This is a genomic window from Persicobacter psychrovividus (assembly GCF_036492425.1).
Lineage (GTDB): Bacteria > Bacteroidota > Bacteroidia > Cytophagales > Cyclobacteriaceae > Persicobacter > Persicobacter psychrovividus.
The window spans coordinates 2,265,767-2,292,425 of record NZ_AP025292.1; the positions used below are offsets into that span (position 1 = coordinate 2,265,767).

Sequence of the window (26,659 nt, forward strand, 5' to 3'; positions counted from 1 at the left end):
TTATCAACCATGTTAAAAGATTTAAAATTCGGTTCTAAAATCGCTGTCATTATCTGTGGGATGATGATCCTGGGTGTTGGACTGATGGGCTTTTTAGGCTACCAGCTTACAGAGACCACCACCGTAAACCAATACCGAAAGACTTTAGAATCGCACAACCAGCTTAAAGCCTTGCAAATTGCATCGCTCTTCAACAACCAGTCCAATTGGCTCGAAGCATTAGAAACCAACTGGCAGGCTGCATATACAAGTGAAGGTGCCTTTCCCACAATGGAAAGTATCAAAGGATGCTTGCCAAAATACACTTTCACCAATCTGATGTTGATCAACAACCAGGGCGTTATTGTTTCTGCACTTGATGAAAGCACACAGGGCAACCTGATCTCAGACCCTACTGGAGGGATCCTGTCTTCACTGTCGAAAAACAAATTTGTGTCGCCAGTCTATCAGAAAGGAAGTTTGCATGTTTACGCTTTGGGTAAAGCTATTCAAACGGAAGAAGGCGCCTTTTTCATTATTGCTGAAGCGGATGCCACCCCTCTTTTCAGCATTGTGCAAAACAATGAACAACTCGGGGAAACGGGCGAATCTATTTTGGTTTATAAGCACAACAACAAAGTTTATTACAACAGTCCGCTACAGGCAGAAAATGTAAAGACAGCCGTCAATATCGACCATGAAAATGTTCAGCATATTCTCAGCGCTATTGCAGGCCAACAAGCAACAGGCTTTCAGGTCGATTACCGAAACAAACCTGTTTTAGCCACCTGGGAGCGCATCAATGAAAGCCCTTTGGCGATCATCACCAAAATAGACCGTACTGAAATTGCCCAGCACACCGCCAAGCTTATCTGGCAGTTCATTGCTGCGGGTATTGCGGTTTTACTGATTGCGCTGATCATCACTACCATCTTCTCGAGAATTATCACCAAAGCATTGAACAGGCTACGCGTAACATTGCAGTTGGTAGGTAATGGTATTCTTCCTGAAAAAATAGAAAATTCAAGTGCTGATGAAATCGGCATGATGGCGCAGGATGTTTCTCATCTGGTGAACGGATTGAAAAGAACAGCCTCTTTTGCCAGCAATATTGGTAAAGGGCAGTTTGACTCTGCCTTTGAGCCACTCAGCGACAAAGATTCCCTCGGGAACTCCCTCATCAATATGCGGGATAACATTCAGGAGGCAGAAGCCCGCGACCGAGAACGAAACCAGATTGTACATGGATTAGCAGAGATTTCTGAAATCCTGCGATCACATGATGAACTTGACCACCTTGGCAATGAGATTGTCCAGTTTATCTGCGGAAAGATTGATGCCATTCAGGGCGCTTTCTATACGGTAGAAAAAGAAAATGAGCAAACCGATGCAGAAGCAGAAGTGTTGATGCGTGCAAGCTTTGCCTACAACCGCAAGAAATACCTCAAATCCAGGTTTAAATTTGCGGAAGGACTTGTTGGGCAGGCAGTGGCAGAAAAAGACATTATCCTGCGTACAGAAATCCCTTACGATTATGTAACCGTAACCTCGGGATTACTCGGTGACCAGCGACCAAGCAGCATCCTGATCGTTCCATTAATTACTGAAGAGAATGTATATGGCGTGTTGGAGTTTGCAAGCTTTAAAAACTTCTCTCCTTCGGATGTAAAGTTCCTGCAGGAAATCTCCGTGATCATTGCACGAACAATCTCCAATATTAAGGTAAATGCCACCACAAGGCGCCTGTTGGAAGAATCCAGGAGCATGTCCAATGAGTTGCAGGAAAAGCAGGAAATTCTTCAGCAGAATGCCGAAGAAATGCAAGCTACTCAGGAAGAACTTGAGCGTACCAACGCACAGCTGAATGAGCAAATCGAAGAGGTGAACCGTGGGCAGCGACAAATGCAGCTCTTGCTTGAGAACGCCTCTGAGGTTATCACGATTTATGAACGAAACGGAAACATTAAATATATCTCCCCTTCTGTGCAGCGGATCTTCGGTTACACACCTGAAGAACTGATCGGAAGAAGTGACCGCCAGTTTGTACTTGAACACTATCGCGATGATATCGCGCAGGTATTTGAACAGCTGATCGCTCAGCCAACAGAGAACCGTAACCTTCAGTTTGAATATCAGCGTAAAGACGGCACCACCATCTGGTTGGAGGCTACAGGAAATAACCTGTTGAATGATAAAGCCATCAACGGCCTACTGTTCAACTTCAGGGATATTACTGAAAGACGCCGAGCGGAACAGGAAGAGAGAATGCGTTCTAAAATGCAGTCCTTATCGGAAAATTCACCCGATTTGATCACCCGTTTCAATGCCGACAAAAAGGTATTCTATATTAACCCAACCATTGAGCAATATACAGGCAAGCAACCAGAGGTTTTCGATCAGAAATCTTTTGACGAAGCACAGTTGCCAGAAAATATTACGGCGCAGTACGATCAAATCATTGATGAGGTGATTGGCCTTGGCAAGCAGATTGCCACAGAAATCAATTTCCCTTCTGACCAGCTTGGGGAGCGCATCATGCAACTCAGGGGTATTCCCGAGTTTGATGACGAGGAACAAATTGAATCGGTATTGGTGGTATCGCATGATATTACTGAGCGCAAGCAGATTGAGATGGAGGTGAAAAATCAGCATAAAAAAATCACCGAATCGATCAATTACGCCAAACGCATCCAGTGGGCTATTGTACCAGATGCGCAGGTGCTTGAAACCCACCTGCCAGAGTCTATGCTTTTCTATAAAGCCAAAGATGTTGTCAGTGGCGATTTCCCTTGGTATGCTGAAGTGGGCGACGATGTTTACATTGCTGCCGTCGATTGTACCGGGCATGGTGTTCCTGGTGCGTTAATTTCACTCATTGGCTACTTCCTGCTGAACGATATCGTGAAGTCACAAAAAGTCAGCGACCCAGGAAAAATTCTGGATTTACTTGATGAGGGCGTAACGACTACATTGCGTCAGGACCGTGGAGATTCCATGTCGAAAGATGGAATGGACCTTGCCTTGCTGAAAATCAATAAGAAAACCAATAAGGTCGCTTTCGCTGGCGCACACAGGTCGCTTTACAAAGTACACCAGGGCGTGTTAGAGGAAATCAAAGGAAATAAATTTGCGATTGGCGGAGGAAAATACCGCAATCAGACCGATTTCACTACACATGAATTAACCATGGAAAAAGATGATCTTTTGGTCTTCTGCTCCGATGGTTACCCAGATCAGTTTGGTGGACCAATGAACAGAAAGTTTGGCCCTAAACGCCTCAGAGAATTAATTCAATCTAATTACAACCTCCCAATGCCGCAAATGCAACAAGCTTTTGAGGACGCCTGGGAAGATTGGAAAGGAGAATATAAACAAACTGACGACGTATTACTGATAGGAATTCGCTTTTAGTTATACTAAATCAATATAATACTGTAAAAATTGTAGGCAACTATTTTAATTTTACATAGTATTATAAAATTATACCGTTAATCAATAAATTTGTTAATACAACTTGTTTTCAAACCGTTCGTCCTATGAAATTCATTTTTGATCTACACAAGACCATGCTCGAGAACAATCTCATTTTGGTTTATGAAGGGGAATTTACCCAAGAAATTACCAAGTCGGTTCTGGCAATGGCTGAAAGAAATATGGATTCGATCGGAGAAGAGTCGAGTACCAAGCGTAAAGTTTTTAATGTGATGGTCGAGTGCTTGCAGAATATTGTCAAGCACGGAGACGAAGAAAGTTCTGTCAGTAAGCAGGCCATTTTCATGATTGGAAAGAAAAATGATAAGTATGTTATCACTTCTGGAAACCCAATTAAAAAAGAAAATGTGGAAGGGTTGAAGTCCAAATTGGAGGAAATCAATTCCTTGGACAAAGATGGACTAAAAACTTTATACAAAGAAATCATCCGCAACACCTCGATCTCTGATAAAGGGGGCGCGGGACTTGGTTTCGTTGATATGGCTCGTAAATCTGGTCAAGAATTAGAATATGACTTCAAACCTTTGGATGAAGAATATTTTTTCTTTTCGCTAAAGACTACCATTAAGCGCATTTAAAAAATTTAAAGCATTTAATTCCAACACAATGAATATTATTAACCTAGAAGGAGCAGAAGATACCCCAAAAATAATATTAGATAAGACTAATGGTATTTTTGAAATCTCAGGAAGATCTCTTCCTGAAGATTCTCAGGGTTTTTATCAGCCAATCCTGGATTGGATTGAGGAGTACGGAAAAGATCCGAACCCAAGCACTGAGTTTATTTTTAAATTGGAATACTTCAACACCGCTTCATCAAAATTAATCCTTGATGTACTGTCGGCCCTTGAAGATATCGATGGCGCCGTTATCCAGTGGTATTACCTTGAAGATGACGAAGACATGCAGGAAGCTGGGGAAGAATTCTCGGAACTTGTGGATCTTACTTTTGAATTTCAGGAGTACTAATATAATTTTCTCTAATTAAGGATAATCAGAAAAATGCAGGGAGATTCTCTGCATTTTTTCGATCTACGCTAAGCTAAACATCAACCTATGAGTGAGGAGATACTAAAAGCGCTCACCCAACTTTTTGCCATCATCACCAAACAAGATGGCGGAGTGACAGAAAATGAACGTCAGTACGTTTTGCGCTTTTTCCAGCAAGAATTAGATCAGGACAGCGTGGCCAACTATTTGACCATGTACGATGATTTGGTAGGCTATGGAAAGGTAGAAGAAGCTGAAAAAGATGCCAACGGCGAGGAGATTGCAGTAAAGAAACCCCGCAGAACTTCCATGAAGGACTCGGTGCGTACTTTGGGGATCTGTAAAAAGATCAACAAGACCCTTACCCAAAAGCAGAAAGTCGTTGTTTTAATGAAGCTGATGGAATTGGTCGCTTCGGACAGCAACTTATCCCCACAAAGGATGGAAATCATCAATACGGTTTCTGATGTTTTTAAAATAGCCAATGATGAATACCGCGCCTGTGAAGCCTTCATTCTTCTTGAAGATGAAATTGCCCTGCAACAGGAGAATATCATCAGCCTTTCCAAAGAAGACCCGCTTCTTGACAACAACAATATCCATGTAGACATTAAAGGACACATGCATTTTCTCCGCATTCCAAGTGTGGAGATGTATTTTGTGAAATATGTCGGTACAGAGGACATTATCCTCAATGGCTTTATCCTCAAGATCCGTGGCGTATATCTGTTCTCCAACGGAAGCACCATCAAAACCCCTAAGGGGATGGCGCTTTACTATAGCGACCTGATCAGGAACTTCTTCCACGAGGACAACCTGACTGCCCTGAGTTTCAATGCAGACCAAATTGAGTTTAAATTCCCTTCTGGGGATGTTGGGCTGCGAAATATCAATATCTCTGAAGGGCCAGGAAAGTTAATCGGTATTATGGGGGCTTCTGGCGCAGGTAAAACCACGCTGCTGAATGTCCTTGCGGGCCTTAATGCGCCCTCATCGGGTACCATAAAAATCAACGGTTTGGACATGAACTCCCCTGAAGGAAAAGAAAACCTGAAGGGCGTTATTGGCTACATAGCACAGGATGACCTGCTCATTGAAGAACTGACCGTTTACGAAAACCTGTACTATAATGCCAAATTATGCTTTGATGACATGTCGGAAGAAGACCTGCATCAAAGGGTAATGGATGTACTTACCAACCTTGGTCTTGAAACCAGAAAAGACCTGAAAGTAGGAAGTGTCCTTGATAAAACGATCTCTGGAGGGCAACGTAAACGCCTGAACATCGCTTTGGAGCTTATTCGTGAGCCTGCGGTTTTGTTTGTTGATGAGCCTACAAGTGGTTTGTCGTCCCGTGATTCAGAGAATGTCATCGATTTGCTGAAGGAATTGTCGTTACGTGGCAAACTCATTTTCGTGGTGATTCACCAGCCTTCATCGGACATTTACAAAATGTTCGATAAAATGATTATCCTCGATACTGGCGGTTACCAAATTTTTTATGGCCACCCCGTAGAGGCGGTAAATTATTTCAAAAGAGAAACCAATCAGGTGGATGCCGAACGTGGTCAGTGTCCTTCCTGTGGTAATGTAAACCCTGAGCAAATCTTCAATATTGTAGAGTCTTGCGTGGTGGATGAATACGGTGAGTTCACGAAAAAGCGAAAGGTAACCCCTACGCAGTGGAAAGACCGCTATGAAGATAATTTTGAGCATCAGCGCATAGAAGATGTTTCGGTAGTACCAGAAAAGAGCCTGAAGATTCCCAACTATTTCAAACAGGCAAAAATCTTTATTACCCGCGACGTTTTATCAAAAATATCGAATAAACAATACCTGTTTATCAACCTGCTCGAGGCCCCTATTTTGGCCCTGGTACTGGCCTTTATTATCCGATACAAATCGGCGCCAGACCTTTCAGGATACATTTACAGGTTCAATGAAAATATTCCAATCTTCATCATGATGGCCGTCATTGTCAGCCTGTTTATGGGACTGACCGTGAGTGCCGAGGAGATTATCCGCGACAAAAAAATCAGGAAGCGGGAATCCTTTTTGAATTTGAGCTGGAACAGTTACCTGATGTCCAAGATAGGCATTCTATTCAGCCTGTCCGCCATTCAGGCCCTGGGCTTTGTGCTGGTCAGTAATACCATTCTTGAGATCCGCGGCATGTACTTTGAATACTGGCTCGTGATGTTTTCTGTGGCATGCTTCGCCAATATTCTCGGCTTGAATGTCTCTTCCGCCTTTAACTCTGCGGTCACGGTCTATATTCTCATTCCGCTGGTAATTATCCCTCAAATGGTATTGAGTGGCTTGCTGTTCCCTTTTGAGAAAATGAATGAGGTGATCAGTACGAAAGGAAAAGTGCCTGTCATTGCTGATGTGATGGTATCAAGATGGTCTTATGAAGCTCTGGCGGTAAAACAGTTCCGCGACAATGCCTATGAGGCCACTTACTACCCGATGGAACAACAAGAGCGACAAGCGGACTTCAAGGCCAGCTACTTTATTAAAGAGCTGCGGGCAGAAGTGCAATACATCAAAAACAATCTTGGCAAAGAAGACCCGAAACTGCAACAGCAAATTTCAGAGAACCTGCGCACCATCAAGAATTCTATTGAAGCCGAAGCGTTCAAGGGTGTTCTGAAAGATTACGACCTCGCAGTATTGCTGCAAGAGGACAAGGTGAATGAAAGTACCTTTACGGTGCTAAATGAATATCTTTCGCAGCTTGAACAAGAATACCTGAAGGTGTATAATGAGGCGGTTTCCAAAAAGAATTTTTACATTCACGCTTTGGAGCATGCCGAAAATTCAACTTACAACCTCAACGACTACAAGAATAAATATTCGAATGAAAGTTTAACTGACTTGGTTAGAAACTTAACCGTTCAGGATCGCATTCTGCAATATAACGGCAGGTTACTACAACAATTGGATCCTATCTTCCACTTGCCAGAAACCCCTGCTCATGCTTTAGATTACAGAACGCATTTCTTTGCGCCAAAAAAACACCTTTTCGGTCAATACTTCGATACCTATTATTTCAATATTCTTGTGATATGGTTTATGAGTGCTTTGCTCTACCTTGCACTCTATAAAGAGTGGCTTGCAAAGCTCATGGAAAAAGCCTCCTCGGGCAATCTTTTCAAACGTAAAGGGTAACATATAAATTAATCCAAATATCAATTAACCTTTTAGTCGATATTTGGATTTGATTTTTTTTATTATCTTTAACAATAAAATTGTATGTAATGAAAAAACTACTTTTAGGCCTACTGCCATTCCTTTTTTGGGCATGTTCTGAAGAGAAGCCCAACACCAAGGATTTAGATGCAGAATTTGAGGCCCAACAAACAACCAGTGCGCCGAGTGTTTCTCAGGAAGCAATATCAGGCATCATCCAGCAAATCCCTTCGCCTTTAGAGATTTCATTTCTTTTAAAAGATCAGGGTATTAAGTATGACAACCAATTTTTGAATGACCCCAAGGCCATTTCAAATTATAATAGCGATTTCCAAAAAGCCATTAACCTCGGTATTTATGGTGCGGATTTAGGGTACACCAACATCTATGAGCAAAATCAGGATGCGGTTTACTACCTGCAATCTATTCAGAAATTGTCTGAAGGGCTGAACATTGGCCAGTTTTTCAATTTTCAGGAAATCCGCCGTTTGGCAACCAACAGCAGCAACCTTGATTCGCTGTTGTTAACCACCACACGAAATTACAACAGCATCAACGAATACCTGCAGAAAAAGCAACGTGCAAATTTGAGCGTTTTGCTGCTGACAGGAGGATGGCTTGAGGCGCTACATATTACCACACAGGTGGCGCAGCAGAATCCTTCCAACCAAGGTTTGGTTGATAAGATTGGAGAGCAAAAATTGGTTTTAGACCAAGTAAAATTGCTGTTGGATTTCTACAAAAACTCAGACCCAAATATCGGGCAGCTGAGAAAAGACTTCGAACCACTCGTACAGGCATTTAACAAGGTAGATTTTATTTATACCTACAAAGAGCCTGAAATGAAAGAGGTAGATGGCGAAATGGTAATCATAGACAACTCCACCACTGAAATAAAAATCACCCCTGAAATCCTTGAGGAGATCAAGAGTGAAACGACCAAAATCCGTTCTATCGTAACCAAATAAGCCCTATACCTATGAAAACCATTTTGTATATTTTTCTATTATGCATTATTAGTGTTGTGGGCACCACCAATGCCCAGGCGCAGTGTTCAAGTGATGCTTATACTGAAACTTGTCTATCGAACTTAAAAGACGGCTTTACTTTTTTGAAAAGCTTTAAAGTTGATGGCCAGGGTGGCGCAAAACAAAAAGTTGAGTATAGCTACGTTTTCAGTAAAGACACCAAATACTACATTAATGTTGCTGGTGAAGGAGGCGTTGACGGCATCGTAGTAACGATGTACAACTCTAACAGAAAATTGGTAGCCACCAATTATGCCAATGGTAAATTTTACCCAGGCATCACCTACCCTTGTAATGCCACAGGCATTTACTACATCACCTTCACCTTTAAGGATTCTAAAAATTATTGTGGAGGAAGTGTCTTAGGTTTCAGTAGATAGCCATTGATATTTCTCAATAAAAAAAACCTATTCAGCTTTTGAATAGGTTTTTTTATGCCCAAAAATTCTTTTTGCCCCTCAGGTTGCCGCTTATTCCTTGGGCAAAAGGGATTTTTCGTAAACAGGGTCTTTTATATCTGTATTTTGAATATCACTCTCTACCAACCCGTCCCGCAACCTGACGATACGGTGGCTATAATGCGCAATATCATCCTCATGTGTTACCATGATAATAGTGTTGCCCCGATCGTGCAGTTCTTTAAAAATCGACATAATATCATAAGAGGTTCGGGTGTCGAGGTTCCCAGTAGGTTCATCAGCAAGAATAATACTTGGATTGTTTACCAGCGCACGGGCAATTGCAACACGCTGACGCTGCCCACCAGAGAGCTCATTTGGGCGGTGATCAGCCCGAGAGCCCAATCCCACATTTTTAAGCGCCTGAAGCGCCCTTGCTTCACGTTCTTTCTGCCCAATGCCCGCATAGATCAGCGGGAGGGCAACATTTTCAAGAGAGCTTGCCCGAGGCAATAAATTGAAGGTCTGGAACACAAAACCTATTTCCTTATTTCGTACCTCAGCAAGTGAGGCCTCGTTCATCTGTGCTACCTGATGCCCATTTAAAGCATATGAGCCACCTGTGGGCGTATCGAGGCAGCCTACAATATTCATCAGCGTCGATTTACCAGACCCTGAAGGCCCCATGAAGGAGACATACTCCCCTTTGGAGATTTCGATTGATACGCTCTTTAATGCAGAAATGGTTTCGGAGCCCATCTGATACAGACGGGAAATATTTTTGGTCTTGATGATTGGTTTCATTGTCGTTATATTTATCCAAAAGATGGAAAAATATTGGCTAAAAACCGAGTTTTTCGACGACAATTGGCACTAAAATCAGTTTTGATGGATCTTTAAAAAGTGCTTCAGACAGGGGTCAATCAAACAATACGAAGTTTCGACGATCCGATCAATGACGGCCGTTTCGCGGTCTTTCCACACCTCAATGTAGGAAGTTCCGACGCGGTACAGTCGGATATCCAAAGTTCTGGCCACCACACAGGAAATACAAACGCCCTCATCGGCTATAATTTTGGCTTGTTTATCGAAACTCAAGCCTCTTAGTTGAAAATAATTCATAGCAAAATCATATAGGTAACACTCTTTTGCTTACGAATATTTATTAAAAGGTTAAATATTTAACATTTCAGCAGATGTAAGTAAGGATATTGATTAAAACATTCAAAAAGCCAACACTACCATTGCTCATCCGTCTTTTCTTTTTCCGCAACTTCCTGTTCAAATCTTGATTCTAATTGTTTAAAGGCTTCAGGGCTTGTATAAGGCATTACGTCCTCTATTGCTGATAAGCCATAATCGTCCAAACCAACACTTACGCTCTGTAAGGCATAGCCCTTAGTCAGTGGAACGGAATATTGATTCTGATTCAGGTAAGTAAGAAACAGCTGGTAAGTGTCATCTTTTTCAGGTAAATCTGCCAAATACTGGGTCGCAGATGTCGCGGCTGGTGCAAAGTAAGGGTTACGTTTCAAAAGCTGATGATAATCGCTCATGGCCGTAGTGTCTTTGTTGGCAGCTTTAATACTCGCTGCTGCCAATAATTTCCAGTCCCCCTGAAGGTGAGGCAATGCTTTTTGCAGTTTAGGAACGTCGTGTTGATACACTGCCAGAGACAATGCCAGATCAACCGCTTCGTCGCCAAGAGATTGTAAACGCGCTATAAGCGGGCTAACATGTTGCCACTGGTCAAATTTCATGGCCACCTGCCATAGCCAGCGCAATGCCTTTACCTGATATTGTTGATCCTTCATCTGATCCACCACTTTAAGCTGCTGCTCAAATTCCCATTGGGTCTGATGGAATCGCATCTTCAGAAAAAGCAAATCATCAGACCAGCCCTTTGCTGAAGGGCCTTCAAGCTTGGCCAACAGCTGCTTTTGTGGTTCACGATAAGCAAATTCCGCAGCATCTTTTGCCCTTCCTGCTTCAAGCAGTACATTAAAGGCCAAATCCGTAGCGACAGAATCTGCAAGGTTCAGTCCCTTGGTTACATGCGGCACGGCTGCCTGAGGCTCACCGAGGTCCACCATCCACTTGCTCAACATTTGCTCATAAAAGGCCCGATGAAAGAAATAGGTATCACTCAAGACCTTCATCTCCTGCACTCCCTGACTCACCTGCCCTACTTCATAATGATAGATCGCCTTGCCGTAGCTGAGCAACTCCTGAAAATTATCGTTGGCCGTAGCCGTAGAGATTGTCGCCAGGCGTTTTGCCCATGCGGTATCCTGATGCTGCATGGCATAAAAGCTGTAGTTATAGACCTCTGCCAAAGTGGGCAGATCCGCCACCGTATTCGTCTTGGGTGCGATAATGTTACTGTTCGCCACCATCGGCGATATGGCCAGTAAATTAGCCTTCACCCCAGTGTTATTTGCAAATTTAAGACCGCTAAGCTCTTGCGCAGACAATTGACCTTCTGGCCCCTTAAAAGCAAGCCAGTTTACGGTATTAATGGCACCAACATCGGCGTCATTCTTCAGCACCGCTAAAAAGTCTGCTGCTTGTTGCTTATTGGACTTTTGATAAACCAAGGCCAGATTCGTTTTCAGCTGCTTATTTTCAGGAAACAATTTCAGTCCTTCTTCCAAAGTAAAAACGGCATCGAAATACTGATTTTGAGACAGGTAAATATTACTGATGTTTACATATGCAAAAGGGCTTGGGTGCTTCACGTTAGCCGACTCATAATACATCAAAGCCTTGGCCAACCGGCCTTGTTCATTCGCCAAAGTTGCCAAACCATAAAAGGAATGGTGGTTCTTCCAGCCATACTGAGCTCCTTTATTGTAATATCCTTCCGCTTCAGTGCTTTCATGATGCGCATAATTCAGATCAGCAATACCATTATAATAGGCTGATAACAGTTGATTCTTCTGCACAAAACGATCCCGTGCCATGATGGTCATCATGGTCGCCAAGCCAAAAATATAAACCGTACCAAGGTTCATTTTATTCCCTCTGAAGACCACACTTGCGGCATCCTTTCCCATTCGAATGACTTCAGAAAAATTGACAAACAAATAAATGAAGAACATCCCTGACACGCAAAGGTGTGATAAATAGATCAGCTTTGAGAGCATTTCAAGCATGACATCACTGCCGACAATGAAGTAATGTAAGACGGTTGTCCAACAGATCAACATCAGGGCGAGATACATCAGGGCGCCCAATGGGCGAAAAGGGAGCCAATGACCCCATGCCAACTCTTTGGCCTGAAAAGCCCAAAGCCCCACCACGGAAGAAGCGAGCAATAAAATAAAGGGGCTGTAAAACAACCACTGATTATCAGCATTACTGTTTTGCTGCCAGAAACCGATACCGAGAAGGCTAAGGTAAACCAGCGAAACCGCAATAAAATGCCCAAAATTATTACCAATCGCTTTCCGGCCCCCAATGAGCCTGAACAGCAACCAAAAGTTATCGAGGCTCACCAAAAATATAAACAGCCCCGCCAAAGCTACCCACGGCAGCACGCCGAAAGTCATCACGCGTTCTAAGGGATAGGACTCTGTGGCAGCATAATGTAACATCCCGATGGCCCCGATGGTCAGGATCAGAAAGGTCGCAAATCGGCCAAGCATAGCCATTTGCGTTCGATAAACCTGAATAAGATATGACACCCCCATGAAAAGCAGGAGTGTGATCAGCAGGGCGAGGTTATCAAACCGACCGAAGGGAATGATGACATCCAGCTGAAAGCCCCACAAACAGGCAGACAAAAGCGTTGCGCCAATATAATACAACCTGCGCGGCAGTCCACTAACCACCGCCCACAACATGCTGTAGCCCGTAAGACACAAAAGCCAGAAGGTTATATTTCCCAACAGGGAATATTGAATGCCTGAGCCTTCAAAATACTGATTCAGTAAAAGATAATTGACGGAAATGGAGGTATGGCCCAAACCAAGTTCTATCTGACGAAGCGTAATGGGAAGCTCAACGGTTTTGGAAATCACATTCCAGTCCATGGCAACAACATTGCCCCCCAAGTAGAAATATAAAAAGGCGCAAAGCACCACGCCTACCATCAGTGTAAAAGCCCAAAACAATCCTCGCCATGCCGCTGGCCATTCTTTCCAAAATTTTATCATCGCTGTTGCTGTCAAGCTGTCGTTAATGTTGATGGACAAAAATAACACTTTCCTGCCCCGATATAAACAAAGCCGCAACATTCTGTGCTCAAAAAGTAAAATCCTTGTACATTATATTGATGTGCCGTTGTACTATTTGCAGGCGCCATCAATATCAAATGATTTTTCTATCCTCAGGATTGGGTCAGATGAAGACCGATTTTGAGGGTATCGAAGATCGGATAGCTGTACAGATACGGCTGAATGAAAACAGGATGTAAAGGCAAGGGGCTTTGAATGCTTCCCTTAGGCTTCTTTGCTTAAATATGCCTCCTTATTATAGGCTTTCAGGTCGGCAGCAAGCAAGGCCTTAATTTCTTCCTTCAGGCGTGGAATATCATCATGAGTCAGTCCTTTGGTAGGAATAGGGTCATGGATAATCATCAGGGATTCATGCACATGTACAGAAGCCTTGTCACGGGGAAGGATTTTCCACGAATAAGGCATTGAAACGGGAACTAAAGGCACTTGGGTATCGATGGCGACAATAAATGCCCCGTCTTTGAAAGTCCCCATCATAGGTGGGTTTTTAGTGATCGTCCCTTCAGGGAAAATCGCCACATTTTGCCCCTTGTTCACTACTTCTTTACACATAGCAATGGCCTGCTTGGCACTGCTCATACTTCCCCGCTTTACAACAATGCTAAATCGGCGGTAAATATAGCCAAAGATCGGCACCTTGGTCAGCTCGTGCTTTCCCAAAAAGGTCGTCAGCATAGGTCCACTGCCCAGCACAGGAATATCCAAAAAAGAAGAATGATTGGCCACAATCACCGCATTTTGCCCTTTAGCCAAACGTTCCTTCCCTCTCCATATCACTTTGGTAGGCACACCCGCCATAAACAGGGAATATTTACCCCAGACACGATACAAACGCAGGCCCCACTTCTGCCCAGCAGGAAAGTAGGATAACACAGCAAAACAAGGGAGGAAAAGCACCATTAACAGTGCAAATGAGCCGAAGCCCAAAGCGGTGAAAATTTTATTTTTAATCATTATAAGAATTTCGCAATACTAAACTGACAGCCAACAAAATTAATGCTGTAAAGGCATTATTCTAAAATTTAAACAAAAAAAAGCCAACCTTTAGCGGGTTGGCTTTTCAATTTTTATAAAATCAGCGATTAGCTGTCTTTTCTCTTCTGGATTGAAGTGTACAACACTTTCAATGCATTAGCGTCTTTTAGCGATTGCTGAACGTCTGTTACAATACCCATTTTAGCTTCTTTATCCACTTTCATAGCCATTGTAATTTGATCACGTTCGTAATCTGCCAGTTTATCTTTCTCCTTAGCAACATACAAGATCAAATCTTTTGGTTCTGCAAAAACATCATTGATCTGGATTACTGGTTCAGTACCAAAACGTGATGTTTCTTTCGGAGCTCCTACATAAATGTAAGACACCAAAGATTTTTTCTCAATCTTACTTAATTGCGTCGCCGCAGGAAAACGTTGCTGAACTTTAATATCGTCCGTACGCATCGTTGTTGTTGTCATAAAGAAGAACAACAACATAAAGATAATGTCAGGGAGTGCCGAAGTAGGGATGTCCTGACTTGCTTTCGACTTCTTTTTAAACTTTGACATTATTAACTTCCTGATTTAGTTGGGTCAGCAATAGAAATACTCATAGGAATCTTGTTACCATCGCGGCCAATCTTCGAATCCTCGTACATTTTTTTCTCACGAGGTTTCTTACGATCAAGCTTTAAGTACTGTTCAACGGTCAGTCCGACATTTGCCGCATAGATTTCGTTGTAAGCACCTTTCAGGTTATCCAAAATTTCAATGTAAGTAGCGTAGCTTGTACCACGGTCTGCCTTAAATGACACAACCGCATCTTTAGGTGACTCTGACAATTTTGGATCACGGCCATAGTTCATGACGAACTCTTTCACTAATGGGCGTAATTCATTTAAGTCAGTCATTGGCTCATTATTCACCAACACACGGTCGGAGGAGTTCACCAATACCTTAAAGATGTTTCGTTCATTCTTCCTCACCTCATTCTGCTGTGTATCAGGAGCTTTTGGTGGTAAACGTAGCGAAACACCTTTATCAGATGCAATCGTGGTCGTTACCAAGAAGAAGATCAACAGCAAGAACGCGATATCCGCCATAGATCCAGCATTTACTTCTGGGGTTCCTCTATCTCTTGCCATAATAAATTATTTAAATGCTTTTGCGAACTCTGTAAAAATCGCTAATACAAAAGCACCTACCATGAACACATAAGCTGTGATCAGAGAAGCACCTACCATTTGCGAAATAAATGGAGTTACATCAAACTTAGCGTAAGCAGCAGTTACTTCACTTCCAGCAAGGGCAAAACCCACACCAAAAATACCTGCAACAACCAACACGCCAACTAACGATTTCATTAAGCCCTTAGGATTGTCGAGTGCTTTTAGCAAAGGTAAGACGATTGCCAAGACAGTCGCTAACCCCGTAAGAGCATACCCAATGTAAAGGGCGATATCTACAATTTCCATTATTAATTACGTTAAATTAGCCAAACAATTGTTCTAATTCAATCATGCCTCATGGGCGATGATTATTTTCTGTATTTCACCAACAAGTCAATCAATGAGATAGAAGCATCTTCCATATCATTAACCAAAGCGTCGATTTTAGACACACAGTAGTTGTAGAACAATTGAAGGATAACAGCAGCAATCAAACCTGCAACAGTAGTCAACAAGGCTACTTTAATACCAGAAGCTACAACGGTTGGAGAGATATCACCAACAGCCTCAATCATATCAAAGGCTTGGATCATACCCAATACCGTACCCATGAAACCAAGCATTGGCGCCAAAGCAATAAACAAAGAGATCCATACAAGACCCTTCTCCAAACGACCCATTTCTACAGAACCGTAAGCCACAACAGACTTCTCTACCATTTCGATACCTTCAGAAGAACGCATCAAACCTTGTGTAAAGATAGAAGCAACAGGACCACGAGTGTCACGTGTAACTTCCAAAGCAGCTTCAACACCACCTGATTGAAGCGCAGCTTCAACTTTCGCCAACAACTTCTTAGTGTTAGTAGTCGCAAGGTTCAAAGTAATGATACGCTCAATAGCAACGGCCAAACCGATGATCAAACACAACAATACGATACCCATAAACTCCCATCCACCTTCGATGAATTTTTGTTTTACGGCTTGGTGGAACGAAGTGTTCTCTTGTGGAGCAACCTCTTCAACCTGTCCATTGTCTTGAGCAGCAGCTGGTGCTTCCTCAACAACTTGGTTTTCATTAGTAGTAGCTGCAACCTCCTCAGTTTGAGCGGCAGCATCATCCGACTGTGCATACGTCTTTACGGTTGTACCGAAAGTGACCATACCAGCGATCATCAACAAAGCAAATAACTTTTTCATAGTTCAGTTTCTAATTAATTCTCTAAGTGTAGAATTTAACTGTTAAAGTGTAAGAAAAAATTTAAAGTTAGAAGAAAAGCGAGGTGACGAACCTCAGAATCTTTATAGACTTCTGCCTTTTGGGCTAAATTACCATCAGCTTAGTAGGGCGTCTCTTCTCTGAAATATTCTACTGTATCGCAGTATCACGAACACAAATAAATCAATAAATATCTCTCAATGCAAGAATAATATGTTTTTTTGAAACCTTTTAAATGATCGTCATTTCGCCACAAAGCGGTACTTGGAGCATTTTCCTCACTAAATCAGTGCTTTTCTGATTCCCTAACAAAAACATTAATTTTACCATGGCGGCTTCGGAAGTCATGTCATATCCACTCACTACCCCGATTTTTTCGAGTTCGGAGCTGGTCGCATAGCGGCCATGGATTACCGTCCCCCCGAGACATTGGGTAACATTCACTACCGTGATTCCTTTTTTAATCGCATTTTCAAGACGATCGAGGAACCATTTTACCGTCGGTGCATTTCCTGACCCGTAGGTTTCCATCACGACCCCTTTAAGATTGGGGATATTGAGGATGGCGTCCACATAGGCATCACTCATAGAAGGGAATATTTTAAGAAAAGCCACATTAGTATCGAACTTCCACTGAAAGCGCAAAGTATCCTGTGGAATCCATGGCAATACCGCCGAACGGTTGTACTCAATTTCCGTCCCGACAACCGCCAGTGCAGGATAATTCTCCGAATTGAAGGCATCGAATTGCGAGGAGCGAATCTTTTGCACCCTGTTTCCACGGAAAAGTTTGGAGTCAAAATAGACGGCCACTTCTGGCACCAGCGGCTCATGGTTTCCGTCGTGTGCAGAGGCCAGTTCAAGGGCAGAAATCACATTTGCCCGGGCATCGGTACGGCGGGCACCAATCGGCAACTGCGCCCCAGTAACGATAACGGGCTTATTACAGCCTTGCAACATAAAGCTGAGGGCTGCGGCAGTGTAGGCCATGGTATCGGTACCATGCAAAACCACGAAGGCCTCGTACTGATGATAATTTTCTTTGATGATGTACCCCACATCCTGCCAGTTCTCAATTTTAACATTGGAGCTGTCAATGGTGGTCGGGAAACTGATGACCGTCAGGTCAAGGTTCAGGGTATTGATTTCAGGAAGCCTTTCAATAATCTCATGAAAGCCCACAGAAATCAATGATCCCGTCCGATCCTTTACCATGCCGAGCGTCCCTCCTGTATAAACAATCAGGATTTTGGCTTTGGGCTCATAAGGAGCGGCAGTATTCAGTCTGGTGATTCTATATTTGGGTGTCATTTGTTCTCAGAATTTGGCACTTATCCTTTAAAAAGGTTCAGTGCATTTTGGGTGGTGATTTTAGCGACTTCAACAACAGAGATTTGTTGGAGGTCAGCGATACGCTGTGCAACAAGCGAAACATAGTGCGGCTGGTTTCTCTTCCCCCGATGTGGCACAGGCGCCAGATAGGGAGCGTCCGTTTCCAAAAGCAAATGCTCACAGGTAAGGTGCGGCAACAGTTTGTCCATGCCACCATTTTTAAAAGTACTTACCCCACCAATACCGAGCATCATGCCTGCCGCAATAGCGCGTTCGGCATCTTCTACACTTCCAGAAAAGCAATGAAATACGCCCTTCAGGTTGCCGTCCTGCAATTCTTCGACAACAGCGACGGTTTCTTTGAAGGAATCTCGGCAATGAATCGCGATGGGGAGGTCAAACTCTTTCGCCCAGCCGATCTGAATCTTCAGGGCTTCAATTTGGCGATCGAGCGCAGTCTTGTCCCAGTACAGATCGGTCCCGATTTCTCCCACCGCTGCAAAAGGAAATTTCTTCAACCACTCGTACATTATAGCAAGCTGCGATTCAAAGTCCTCTTTAACATCCGTAGGGTGAAGCCCCATCATGGGAATACAAAAGTCGGGGTATTGGCGATGAACATCCATCATGGCATCAATGGAATCCACATCAATATTAGGCATGTAAATTCGACGAAGACCCGTAGCTTTACTGTCAGAAATGACCTGTGCCAAATCTTCTTTAAAATCCTCTACATAAATATGCGCATGTGTGTCAATAAATTCCATATCCCCGCTTGTTCACAGTTTTTTTACCCTATTTTTCTCTTTTCTAAGGACAAAAATATTAAAAAATTCACAAAGCGCAATAAATCATAATCCGCCCCTACCACTGATCAATAGATCGAAAAAAATTTCAGATGCGAATGAAAGGCCATATCCTTGGTTTCTTTCAAGAGATCCGCTAAATTTTAATGAATTTTTACAAAGTCTTAAATTTATAGCCCTTTTTTGAAAAGTGAGAAAGATACCTCGGTAATACAAATTTTATATTTTTTTCTGATTTTAAGCTATCGTGAAAAACAATTACACTCCCATTTCGGGATAATTTCACGGATTTCATTAAAATCTCTTCTTTGGAAAGGCTGCCATCGTAGTCACAAGAAAGGACATCCCAGAGGATAATTTCATAATGCTGTTTTAATATCCTTGCTTGCGAAGGACGCATTCGGCCATGAGGTGGACGAAATAAGGGGCGCGATCGTTCGGGAAAATCCTCCTCCTCAAGAATATGCTGACACTTATCAATATTCTTTAAATAATCCTCTTTTTTGGTTTTCCAACCTTGTAAATGATTGAAGGTATGATTCCCAACAACATGCCCCCGCTCAAGGAGTTGCGCATACACTTGAGGGTATTTCCTGACATTGTCCCCTACAACAAAAAAGGTGGCTTTTGCCCCATATTCTTCAAGGCACTCCAACACCCATGGGGTTACCTCAGGTATTGGGCCATCATCGAAAGTCAGGTATATCACTTTCTGATCCGTTGATTTTCGGAAGGTATAGTCAGAAAACCAACGCTGAATACAATCTGGTATCCGATGCGGTTTTATCAATCCCATTTCTTGATCGTCAACAGAGAAATATCATCTGCAAAAGGGACTTCACCGCGAAAATCATTCAGTGCATCCATCATGATCTGGTTGATCTCATCAGGCTTTTTGCGGAAATTCCTACGCAGGCACTCTTCCGTACGCTCCTCCCCAAAATCTTCCTCTGCAGTATTGAAGGTTTCTGTCAGTCCATCGGTATAGCAGAACAGGGTAAACTCAGTCAGGTTCTTTACCACCCCTTCGGAGATAAATGGTAACGGATCCATAATACCAATTACCGTAGAACCCTGATCAAGGAGCTCCAGCCGCCCGTCTTCGCGAATCAGCATCGGCTGATTATGCCCAGCATTTACATAATTAAGCTGCTGTTCCCGCTGGTCGTAAATTGCCAAAAACACGGTAATAAATTTATCCTGACCATTTCGGCTATAAATCTGATGATTTACGGCAGCTACTGCTTCTTTCAAATCTGTGGTATGCAAAATAATGGTCCGTAGGGAAGCCTGAAAATTGGACATCACCAAAGCGGCGGGCACCCCTTTGCCAGACACATCGGCCATACAGATCAAAAAACGGTGATCGTCAAGGGAGATATAATCATAATAATCGCCACCAATTCCGTGATGTGGCACATACTCTGCTGCCACATGAAATTTATCGCCCTGTGGTAATTTGGTTGGCAACAAGCTCTTCTGCACCTGATGGGCAATCTCCAGCTCACGGCTCATCAGCTCTTGTTTCATCTGCTGACGGGCAAACTTTTTGTTTTCAATTGCCACCGCCACCAGGTTTGTGATTGCCTGAATAAACTGCAGGTTCATATCATTCACCCGCCCGACTTCTTTCTGCGCCACAAACAACATCGCCAGGCGCTGGTCTTTATGCGAAACGGGGATCAGCACATCAAATTCCTGAAAGCTTTCGTCGACATTGGGGCCGAAATCTTCTTTCTTGGTAATTTTAGTAATATCAAGAAAAGCCTCTGGTAGGGGCGCCTGCGTGTAATTCTGAGCGGTATTAAATTGCGCTTTACAATTCATGGTCCGCGCATTCGTTTCCTCCACAATGAAAAGCGCCAAACGGCCAACACCCGCGGACCCCATCAAAGTAAACTGATAGGCCAGCACCAGCTGACTTTCTTTTATATTATCGTTGATCGCATTGGAGAGCTCAAGCAGGGCATTGATCTCCATATTCTTCAACTGATATTCCTTTTGATAATCTATCGTTTCCATTTTGAGATCTTTCATCATCACTTTATGCGTTTAGGATCGAGCACATCCCTGAGTCCATTACCAAATACATTAATCGCTCCTACCATCAGCATGATCGCCAAACTTGGGAAAAGCACTAAATGAAGGCTGTTATTGGTGCCAATAGCGCCGAAACCCTCCATAAGCATCGCCCCCCAAGAAGGTGTGGGAGGTTGCACGCCCATCCCCAAAAAGCTCAGGCCTGCTTCCAGTAAGATTGCCGCAGCAAAATTCACCGTAGCCATCACGATTAATTCTCCTCCAATATTGGGTAAAATATGGACAATAACAATTTTATAGTCAGACAAACCGATGGACCTTGCCGCCTCCACAAAAAGACTATGTTTCAAACTCATCACCTTGCCACGTACCAAACGCGCAACATCCACCCACATGGTCAGCCCTACGGCGATCACGGAGACAAACACCCCCTGGTGATGCAAAGCCATACTGATGGCTATAATAAGCATTATTCCTGGAACAGACCACACCACCGACATCAGCCACCGGAGGAAAACATCCTGCCACCCTCCGAAATAGCCTGCTACGCTGCCGACCAGCACCCCGATTAACAAGGACACCAGCGCGGCAAAAAGCCCGATAGTTAAGGACGCTCGTGCACCGAAAAGCAGCCGACTGAGTAAATCCCTGCCTGCGCGGTCGGTTCCCAACAAAAAACGATGGGTTTCAATATGTGATTTGAGTAATTCTTTCAGCTTGATTCTGGAGACGAACACATCGCTGCCATTGGCCAACAACACTCGGTAGCCATTTTTTTCTTTCATATAAGGCCTACTGGAAGGAAAGGACATCGCCTCCAAAGGCCCAACGTATAAGGGCATGACAATATCGCAAAGGTGAAATCGCTTCCATTGATTACGATGAGAACCAAAGGGTAAAATCATCACCAGGTCGCCGGCTACTTTCAGGGAATCGTAGGGTTCGAGCAAAAACGACGACGGTGTTCCCGACCACCATGAACGCCACAGACTCGTGTGCTCCTGCTCCACATTTTTTCGCACCTTCAGCATGGGAACCGTAAAATTCACCCCCTGCTTGCGCAGCTGAATATTCCCTCCGTTTACATCAGGGGTGCTGTCAGGAAGCACCCAATAACCTCCCAGGACTACCGCAAAAGCACACAGCATCACCAGCCCACTGTAACGGCAGGCACGGTTACGCCAGATTTGCTTCAGCAGACCCACTTCAGCATAAATACTTTGAACAGGAGGTTGGGCAACCATATTTTAGGAGTTAATAGGGCAAAAAAAATTAATGTCCATGCAAGGCCAGCATGCCTTGTTTCGACGCCAGAAAATACAGCGTTTTCATGTGATCTTCAATATAGGCAATTTCCAGTGGCTCACCATCTATCTCGCTGAAAGCCTTCACCCACTCACGCTGAATCAGGGACAACAACCCCTGCTCCAGGTCACGCTCCGCACATCCAACTTCTTCCAAAAGCTCATTATAGGAAATCACGAAAAAGAGTTCCTCTAAAATTTCATTTTCAATATCCGACATCATCAAACTAAGCCATGTTTAGAAAGATAAATTTACAATTCAAAATTCAATTTACCTGCATAAATATCCTAAATTACAGCTATGAAAAAATACCATGGCAAAACACTATTCCTGCTCCTGACCACCCTCCTGCTGAGTACCTGTCAGATAGCAAAAGCACAGGTTCAAATTTTCAATACGGTGCGTGGCGTTATTTTGGATGAAAACCAACAACCCCTTCCCTTTGTGCATGTAATGGCGATCAAAGGTCGATTTGGAGCCACTACCGATGAAAAAGGGCGTTTTGTGGTAAAATCCAATGCGACAGACACCCTGTGGTGCTCCTTTGTGGGCTACCAAATGCAGCGAATCCCTGTACAAATCCCTGACGGGGCTGTTTCTATTGACCTGAGCATCACCCTCAGCCCGACGACCTACAAACTGAAAAATGTGGACGTTACGCTGCTGCCCGAAAACATTGAAGATTTTAAGGATGAGGTGATAGAACAAGACCTCAAGGAAGGATGGCAAATTGACCCCAAAAATAATTATGAGGCCTATATGAAAAGTCGACGCCAACAGGCGGCGCTGCAAAAAACACCTATTCCGGGTTTCGACCAACCCGATGCCTTTAACTTTTTAACCCTCGACCTGAAAAAAGGAAAACGCATTAAGCGACGGGAACAAAAGCGAAAAAGACAGCATATTGCAGCCAATAAATTCAACAAGAACTGGGTATTGAGCCTGATTGGGCCCGAGAACGAAGCAATTGTGGAAGAGTTCATGAAAACCTGTAAGTTCAGTGAAAGCTACCTTGTGGAGACGGATCAATATCAGATTGCCAAAGATGTATTGAACAACTGGGATCTGTATCAGGATCAGCAAAAAAGAAATTAAGTGTTTTGCGGATAATAATAAAAGGTGTCTGAAGTATCCATCGGGCACCTTTTACTTTTGATATACCCGCCCCTTCCATTCATAGCTTGACCGCCACGACAGCAGGCCAAAATAAACCGCATAAAAAGGGTAAAGAATAAACATGACCACAAAAGACAGCATGTCCCACGGCCGTTTGGTTTGATAATGAACCCCAGCGAGCAACATCCCTTCGGACACAAAACGGACCATCAGCACCATTAAAGCGGTTTCGCCAAAAGAAGGCCAGATCAGTCCCAAGACCAAAAACAAAAGGGTTAAAGCATGCAAAGAAAAAACAGCCACAGCGGGAATGGCTTCCAGCCAGCTTTTACCGACATTCCACTTACTTGACCACCGCAACCGCTGCGCCACAAAAGCGCTCCAGCGGGGCATTACATCCGCCAGGACTACCGCCTGGGCATTCTTCTGAAAAACAACACTGTTCTCTGAAAACTTCAGGCACTTTCGCATCAGCAATTCGTCGTCGCCCGTAGGAATCTGATCAATCCCCTCAAAACCTTTAACAAAATCGAACATCGATTTGCGGTACGCCAGATTCGCTCCATTGCAAAAAATAGGCTTACGCCAGCCGCTCATCCCTCCGGTAAAACCCATGAGGCTCGAAAATTCCATTTGCTGAAAACGGGCAAACCAACGGCCATCGCCCTGCAACATCACGGGCCCCATCACCATTTCCACCTGCGCCGACACAAAGGGCCGCACCATAAGGTCGAGCCAATCGGCGTTCATCGTGCAATCGGCATCCGTACACAAAATTACCTGCCCACTCGACTGTGCAATTCCCTTGGCAAGGGCCGCCTTTTTCCCTTCCCCCTCCACCAAATCAAGCACTTGAATATTCGCCTCCGGCACCTGATAGGCTTTCAATTGCTGAAAGGTATCATCTGTGGAGTGATCATTAACAAGTACAATTTCATAATCAGAATAATTTTGCTGAAGTAAGCAGCCCATCAGGCGATCAATCACTGCGGGTTCATCTTTGAGTGCCACCACCACACTGACTTTACCCGAAAACCCTTTTTTGAAATTCGGGTTCCGATGCCAGGAGAAGGCATTCAGCAAGACGATCAGGGCATAAACAATCGCAATAATCAGGAGGAAGAATTGAACCATTTCCATTTGAAAAGAAAAAAAGAGCCCAAAAGAGCAGGTATAAAAATGTTAAAGCACCACAATATAAGCCCCGATCCGACAATAAATCCTATTTCCGCAACTTGATCATGAAAAAAGCTCCATAAGGCAAACTCACGAATGCCCAGATCCCCCAGTAAGTGTACTGCGGGAATCACGGATTTGGCCAGGAACATGAAAAACACCCCCTGAAGTTGCTCGCTAACAGGAAGCGCCACCCCAAGCCAATGCATCAGTAATAATAACTGAAAACAAAACACCAGATAACGCCCCAGCGACAACAGCCAAATCTTGAGCAAATCTCGCCTACTGAAATAGCGACCAACAAAGCGCAACCTTTGCTGCCAACGCGGGTGCTTCCGGATATACCGCCACCCCATCACCAACGCCACCACGACCATCATCAGTCCCAAAAAGACATAAACCCAAAAATCAACCGCCATATTCTGAAGAAACCCCCAGAGCCCAACCAGCCCAAACAACAGCGTCCAGCTCATTTGCGCTACCTGCCCCATGAATATCGGCAGGATCAGTCGGATATTCCGACCCGACTGCAGTGATAATATTCGACCTAAATGATGCCCGAGTCCCATTGGCCCAACCAAGGAAAAAGCCAAAGCTGACCATACCCCTGCAAGGGCATTAAAAAAGCTGATCTTACGATGCTTACGAACAATCCATTGCCATTTCCACGCTTCCATCGACCAGTTAAGAACCATCAATAATCCTAAAATGAGATAACGGAGGGGCATGGTGGTGATCTCCCCAAAGCGAAAATAAATTTCTGAAGCCGGAAAATTATCCTTTATTTTGCTCCACAATACATACATTAAAGCCAACCAAAGCAGTCCTTTGAAAAACAAAAAACTTTGCTTTAGGCGCTTTTTGGCAATTGAAAACGGAATGGCATCGAACACAGAAAAAATCATTCTTGGTTTGGACCCCGGCACCCAGGTAATGGGCTATGGGGTAATTCAAATTAAAGGTAGCAAAATGTTTTGTCTTCAGTATGGAGTAATTCATTTAAAAAAGTACAGCTCGCACGCTTTAAAACTCAAAAAGATTTACGAAAGAGTGTGGGGCATTATTGAAGAATATTTGCCCGATGAAGTAGCCCTCGAGGCGCCATTTTATGGCAAGAACGCGCAATCCATGCTGAAGCTCGGCCGTGCGCAGGGCGTGGCAATGGCTGCGGCACTCAACCACGACATCCCCGTAACAGAGTATGCTCCCCGAAAAATAAAACAATCCGTTACCGGCAACGGAAATGCCTCCAAGGAGCAAGTGGCCAACATGCTCAAGAGCCTGCTCAGCCTGAAAGAATTGCCGGAATACCTCGATGCTACCGATGCCCTCGGCGTAGCCGTTACCCACCATTTTTCCGGTGGTCAGCAGGTCGCAAAATCGGCTTCCTGGAGTGCCTTTCTGAAAGATAATCCAGACCGCAAAAAATAAGGAGCGAGTTTCCTTCGCTCCTTGAAAGTGTGTTTCAAAAATTGTTCCGCTGGCGGCAACACGTCAGCAATAAATCTACTCCTCGTCCATCTCCATAGGTGGCATAGGTGCTTCTTTCATATGGTCGGGGTCCATCAGCAAAAACTTCGCGCCATTGTTCAGCATGCCCATTGGCCCGCCATGATGTGGACGCATATGCTTGGCTTTTTTATTGGGCTTCTGCCCTTTTTTCTTGCCTTTGGATTCCGTAGCAGGTGTTCCTTTAATTTGCTGCGCACCTGTTCTCCTGCCGTCTTCTTCCATCATTTTCTCATGCCATTCTTTCAGCTTGGGCTCAAGGCTTACCAATACCTGGTCCAAATCCTGTTCATGTCGGTCGGCAATTTCCCAAACACCTTGCATAATTTCCCGCTTGGATTTTTCCAGCTCACGCATAGCTTGTCGCTGTGCCGATGAAGGCAACTCAAAATTTTCGCTATGCTTAGCCGGTAGTTCTGCCCTCAGCTTTTTTCCTTTCGCTTTCAGCGCCTCAAGCTCCTGTCGGTATTGTGCAATTTCTTTCTGTTCCTTGGCACTCAGTTTAGCATCGAATGCCTTTCTGGCATCTTTCATCACAGGCATCACCTCATTTTTCAGGAAAGCCCTCATCTCTTTCTTTTTAACCTTCTGATGGTGGGGCTGTGCTATTCCCGAAAAGCTTATTGCAAACAATAAAAATACAAGTCCAATGGATTTTTTCAATTTTATCTGATTCATAACATTCACGTTTTAA

At 43.9% G+C, this 26,659-nt stretch carries 25 protein-coding genes; 8 read left to right on the forward strand and 17 right to left on the reverse strand.

Going from position 1 to position 26,659, the window contains the following annotated elements; translation table 11 throughout:
- The first annotated feature begins 9 nt into the window (after positions 1–9).
- From AABK40_RS09640 to AABK40_RS09665, 6 genes are all read left to right on the forward strand, one after another.
- Complete coding sequence (locus AABK40_RS09640; protein ID WP_338396914.1) at positions 10–3,390, forward strand: PAS domain S-box protein; 3,381 nt, start codon at positions 10–12, stop codon at positions 3,388–3,390.
- A gap of 125 nt (positions 3,391–3,515) precedes the next feature.
- Positions 3,516–4,049 carry a SiaB family protein kinase gene (locus AABK40_RS09645; RefSeq protein WP_332918879.1) on the forward strand — a complete coding sequence of 178 codons (534 nt, stop codon included), beginning with the start codon at positions 3,516–3,518 and terminating at the stop codon, positions 4,047–4,049.
- 28 nt (positions 4,050–4,077) lie between these two features.
- Positions 4,078–4,440: a DUF1987 domain-containing protein gene (locus tag AABK40_RS09650; RefSeq protein ID WP_332918878.1), complete on the forward strand. Its 363-nt coding sequence runs from the start codon at positions 4,078–4,080 to the stop codon at positions 4,438–4,440.
- A gap of 87 nt (positions 4,441–4,527) precedes the next feature.
- On the forward strand, positions 4,528–7,632 hold the full coding sequence (locus tag AABK40_RS09655) for an ATP-binding cassette domain-containing protein (protein ID WP_332918877.1): 3,105 nt from the start codon (positions 4,528–4,530) through the stop codon (positions 7,630–7,632).
- 89 nt (positions 7,633–7,721) lie between these two features.
- A complete protein-coding gene (locus AABK40_RS09660; RefSeq protein WP_332918876.1) occupies positions 7,722–8,621 on the forward strand; it encodes a hypothetical protein in 900 nt (299 codons plus the stop codon).
- 11 nt (positions 8,622–8,632) lie between these two features.
- The gene (locus tag AABK40_RS09665) at positions 8,633–9,061 is read left to right on the forward strand and encodes a hypothetical protein (RefSeq protein WP_332918875.1); all 429 of its coding nucleotides are present in this window, start codon (positions 8,633–8,635) and stop codon (positions 9,059–9,061) included.
- A 90-nt stretch (positions 9,062–9,151) separates the two neighbouring features.
- Here AABK40_RS09665 and AABK40_RS09670 read toward each other — a convergent pair whose 3' ends face one another.
- The 14 genes from AABK40_RS09670 to AABK40_RS09735 all read right to left on the reverse strand — a co-directional run bounded on the left by AABK40_RS09670 (position 9,152) and on the right by AABK40_RS09735 (position 22,386).
- Positions 9,152–9,883: an ABC transporter ATP-binding protein gene (locus tag AABK40_RS09670; RefSeq protein ID WP_332918874.1), complete on the reverse strand. Its 732-nt coding sequence runs from the start codon at positions 9,881–9,883 to the stop codon at positions 9,152–9,154.
- Between the two features lie 75 nt (positions 9,884–9,958).
- On the reverse strand, positions 9,959–10,201 hold the full coding sequence (locus tag AABK40_RS09675; protein WP_338396915.1) for a hypothetical protein: 243 nt from the start codon (positions 10,199–10,201) through the stop codon (positions 9,959–9,961).
- A gap of 116 nt (positions 10,202–10,317) precedes the next feature.
- The gene (locus AABK40_RS09680; protein WP_338396916.1) at positions 10,318–13,236 is read right to left on the reverse strand and encodes a tetratricopeptide repeat protein; all 2,919 of its coding nucleotides are present in this window, start codon (positions 13,234–13,236) and stop codon (positions 10,318–10,320) included.
- Positions 13,237–13,521: 285 nt separating this feature from the next.
- Positions 13,522–14,271 (reverse strand): lysophospholipid acyltransferase family protein, encoded by a 750-nt coding sequence (locus tag AABK40_RS09685; protein WP_338396917.1) that lies wholly within the window; start codon positions 14,269–14,271, stop codon positions 13,522–13,524.
- A 128-nt stretch (positions 14,272–14,399) separates the two neighbouring features.
- Positions 14,400–14,864 carry a biopolymer transporter ExbD gene (locus AABK40_RS09690; RefSeq protein WP_332918870.1) on the reverse strand — a complete coding sequence of 155 codons (465 nt, stop codon included), beginning with the start codon at positions 14,862–14,864 and terminating at the stop codon, positions 14,400–14,402.
- 2 nt (positions 14,865–14,866) lie between these two features.
- Positions 14,867–15,439: an ExbD/TolR family protein gene (locus AABK40_RS09695; RefSeq protein WP_338396918.1), complete on the reverse strand. Its 573-nt coding sequence runs from the start codon at positions 15,437–15,439 to the stop codon at positions 14,867–14,869.
- A 6-nt stretch (positions 15,440–15,445) separates the two neighbouring features.
- Complete coding sequence (locus AABK40_RS09700) at positions 15,446–15,769, reverse strand: hypothetical protein (RefSeq protein WP_338396919.1); 324 nt, start codon at positions 15,767–15,769, stop codon at positions 15,446–15,448.
- Positions 15,770–15,831: 62 nt separating this feature from the next.
- Positions 15,832–16,662 (reverse strand): MotA/TolQ/ExbB proton channel family protein, encoded by an 831-nt coding sequence (locus AABK40_RS09705; protein ID WP_338396920.1) that lies wholly within the window; start codon positions 16,660–16,662, stop codon positions 15,832–15,834.
- A 250-nt stretch (positions 16,663–16,912) separates the two neighbouring features.
- On the reverse strand, positions 16,913–17,992 hold the full coding sequence (locus AABK40_RS09710; protein WP_338396921.1) for an asparaginase: 1,080 nt from the start codon (positions 17,990–17,992) through the stop codon (positions 16,913–16,915).
- A gap of 20 nt (positions 17,993–18,012) precedes the next feature.
- On the reverse strand, positions 18,013–18,780 hold the full coding sequence (locus AABK40_RS09715) for a TatD family hydrolase (protein WP_332918865.1): 768 nt from the start codon (positions 18,778–18,780) through the stop codon (positions 18,013–18,015).
- 193 nt (positions 18,781–18,973) lie between these two features.
- Complete coding sequence (locus tag AABK40_RS09720; protein ID WP_338396922.1) at positions 18,974–19,615, reverse strand: polysaccharide deacetylase family protein; 642 nt, start codon at positions 19,613–19,615, stop codon at positions 18,974–18,976.
- The gene (locus tag AABK40_RS09725) at positions 19,606–20,859 is read right to left on the reverse strand and encodes a PP2C family protein-serine/threonine phosphatase (RefSeq protein WP_338396923.1); all 1,254 of its coding nucleotides are present in this window, start codon (positions 20,857–20,859) and stop codon (positions 19,606–19,608) included. The genes AABK40_RS09720 and AABK40_RS09725 overlap by 10 nt, the downstream gene beginning before the upstream one ends.
- The gene (locus AABK40_RS09730; RefSeq protein ID WP_338396924.1) at positions 20,859–22,103 is read right to left on the reverse strand and encodes an ABC transporter permease; all 1,245 of its coding nucleotides are present in this window, start codon (positions 22,101–22,103) and stop codon (positions 20,859–20,861) included. The genes AABK40_RS09725 and AABK40_RS09730 overlap by 1 nt, the downstream gene beginning before the upstream one ends.
- A 28-nt stretch (positions 22,104–22,131) precedes the next feature.
- Positions 22,132–22,386: a hypothetical protein gene (locus tag AABK40_RS09735; protein WP_332918861.1), complete on the reverse strand. Its 255-nt coding sequence runs from the start codon at positions 22,384–22,386 to the stop codon at positions 22,132–22,134.
- A 78-nt stretch (positions 22,387–22,464) separates the two neighbouring features.
- On the opposite strand from AABK40_RS09735, the gene AABK40_RS09740 reads away from it, so the two are divergent.
- On the forward strand, positions 22,465–23,259 hold the full coding sequence (locus AABK40_RS09740) for a carboxypeptidase-like regulatory domain-containing protein (protein ID WP_338396925.1): 795 nt from the start codon (positions 22,465–22,467) through the stop codon (positions 23,257–23,259).
- A 51-nt stretch (positions 23,260–23,310) separates the two neighbouring features.
- Here AABK40_RS09740 and AABK40_RS09745 read toward each other — a convergent pair whose 3' ends face one another.
- Complete coding sequence (locus tag AABK40_RS09745) at positions 23,311–24,420, reverse strand: glycosyltransferase (RefSeq protein ID WP_338396926.1); 1,110 nt, start codon at positions 24,418–24,420, stop codon at positions 23,311–23,313.
- On the reverse strand, positions 24,393–25,361 hold the full coding sequence (locus AABK40_RS09750) for a hypothetical protein (protein ID WP_338396927.1): 969 nt from the start codon (positions 25,359–25,361) through the stop codon (positions 24,393–24,395). Before AABK40_RS09750 ends, AABK40_RS09745 begins: the two co-directional genes overlap by 28 nt.
- Here AABK40_RS09750 and ruvC point away from each other — a divergent pair.
- Positions 25,336–25,887: a crossover junction endodeoxyribonuclease RuvC gene (ruvC, locus tag AABK40_RS09755; protein ID WP_332918857.1), complete on the forward strand. Its 552-nt coding sequence runs from the start codon at positions 25,336–25,338 to the stop codon at positions 25,885–25,887. The two genes, AABK40_RS09750 and ruvC, sit on opposite strands and share 26 nt — an antisense overlap.
- A 75-nt stretch (positions 25,888–25,962) precedes the next feature.
- On the opposite strand, the gene AABK40_RS09760 is transcribed toward ruvC, so the two are convergent.
- On the reverse strand, positions 25,963–26,643 hold the full coding sequence (locus AABK40_RS09760; RefSeq protein ID WP_338396928.1) for an OmpH/Skp family outer membrane protein: 681 nt from the start codon (positions 26,641–26,643) through the stop codon (positions 25,963–25,965).
- Between the last annotated feature and the right edge of the window lie 16 nt (positions 26,644–26,659).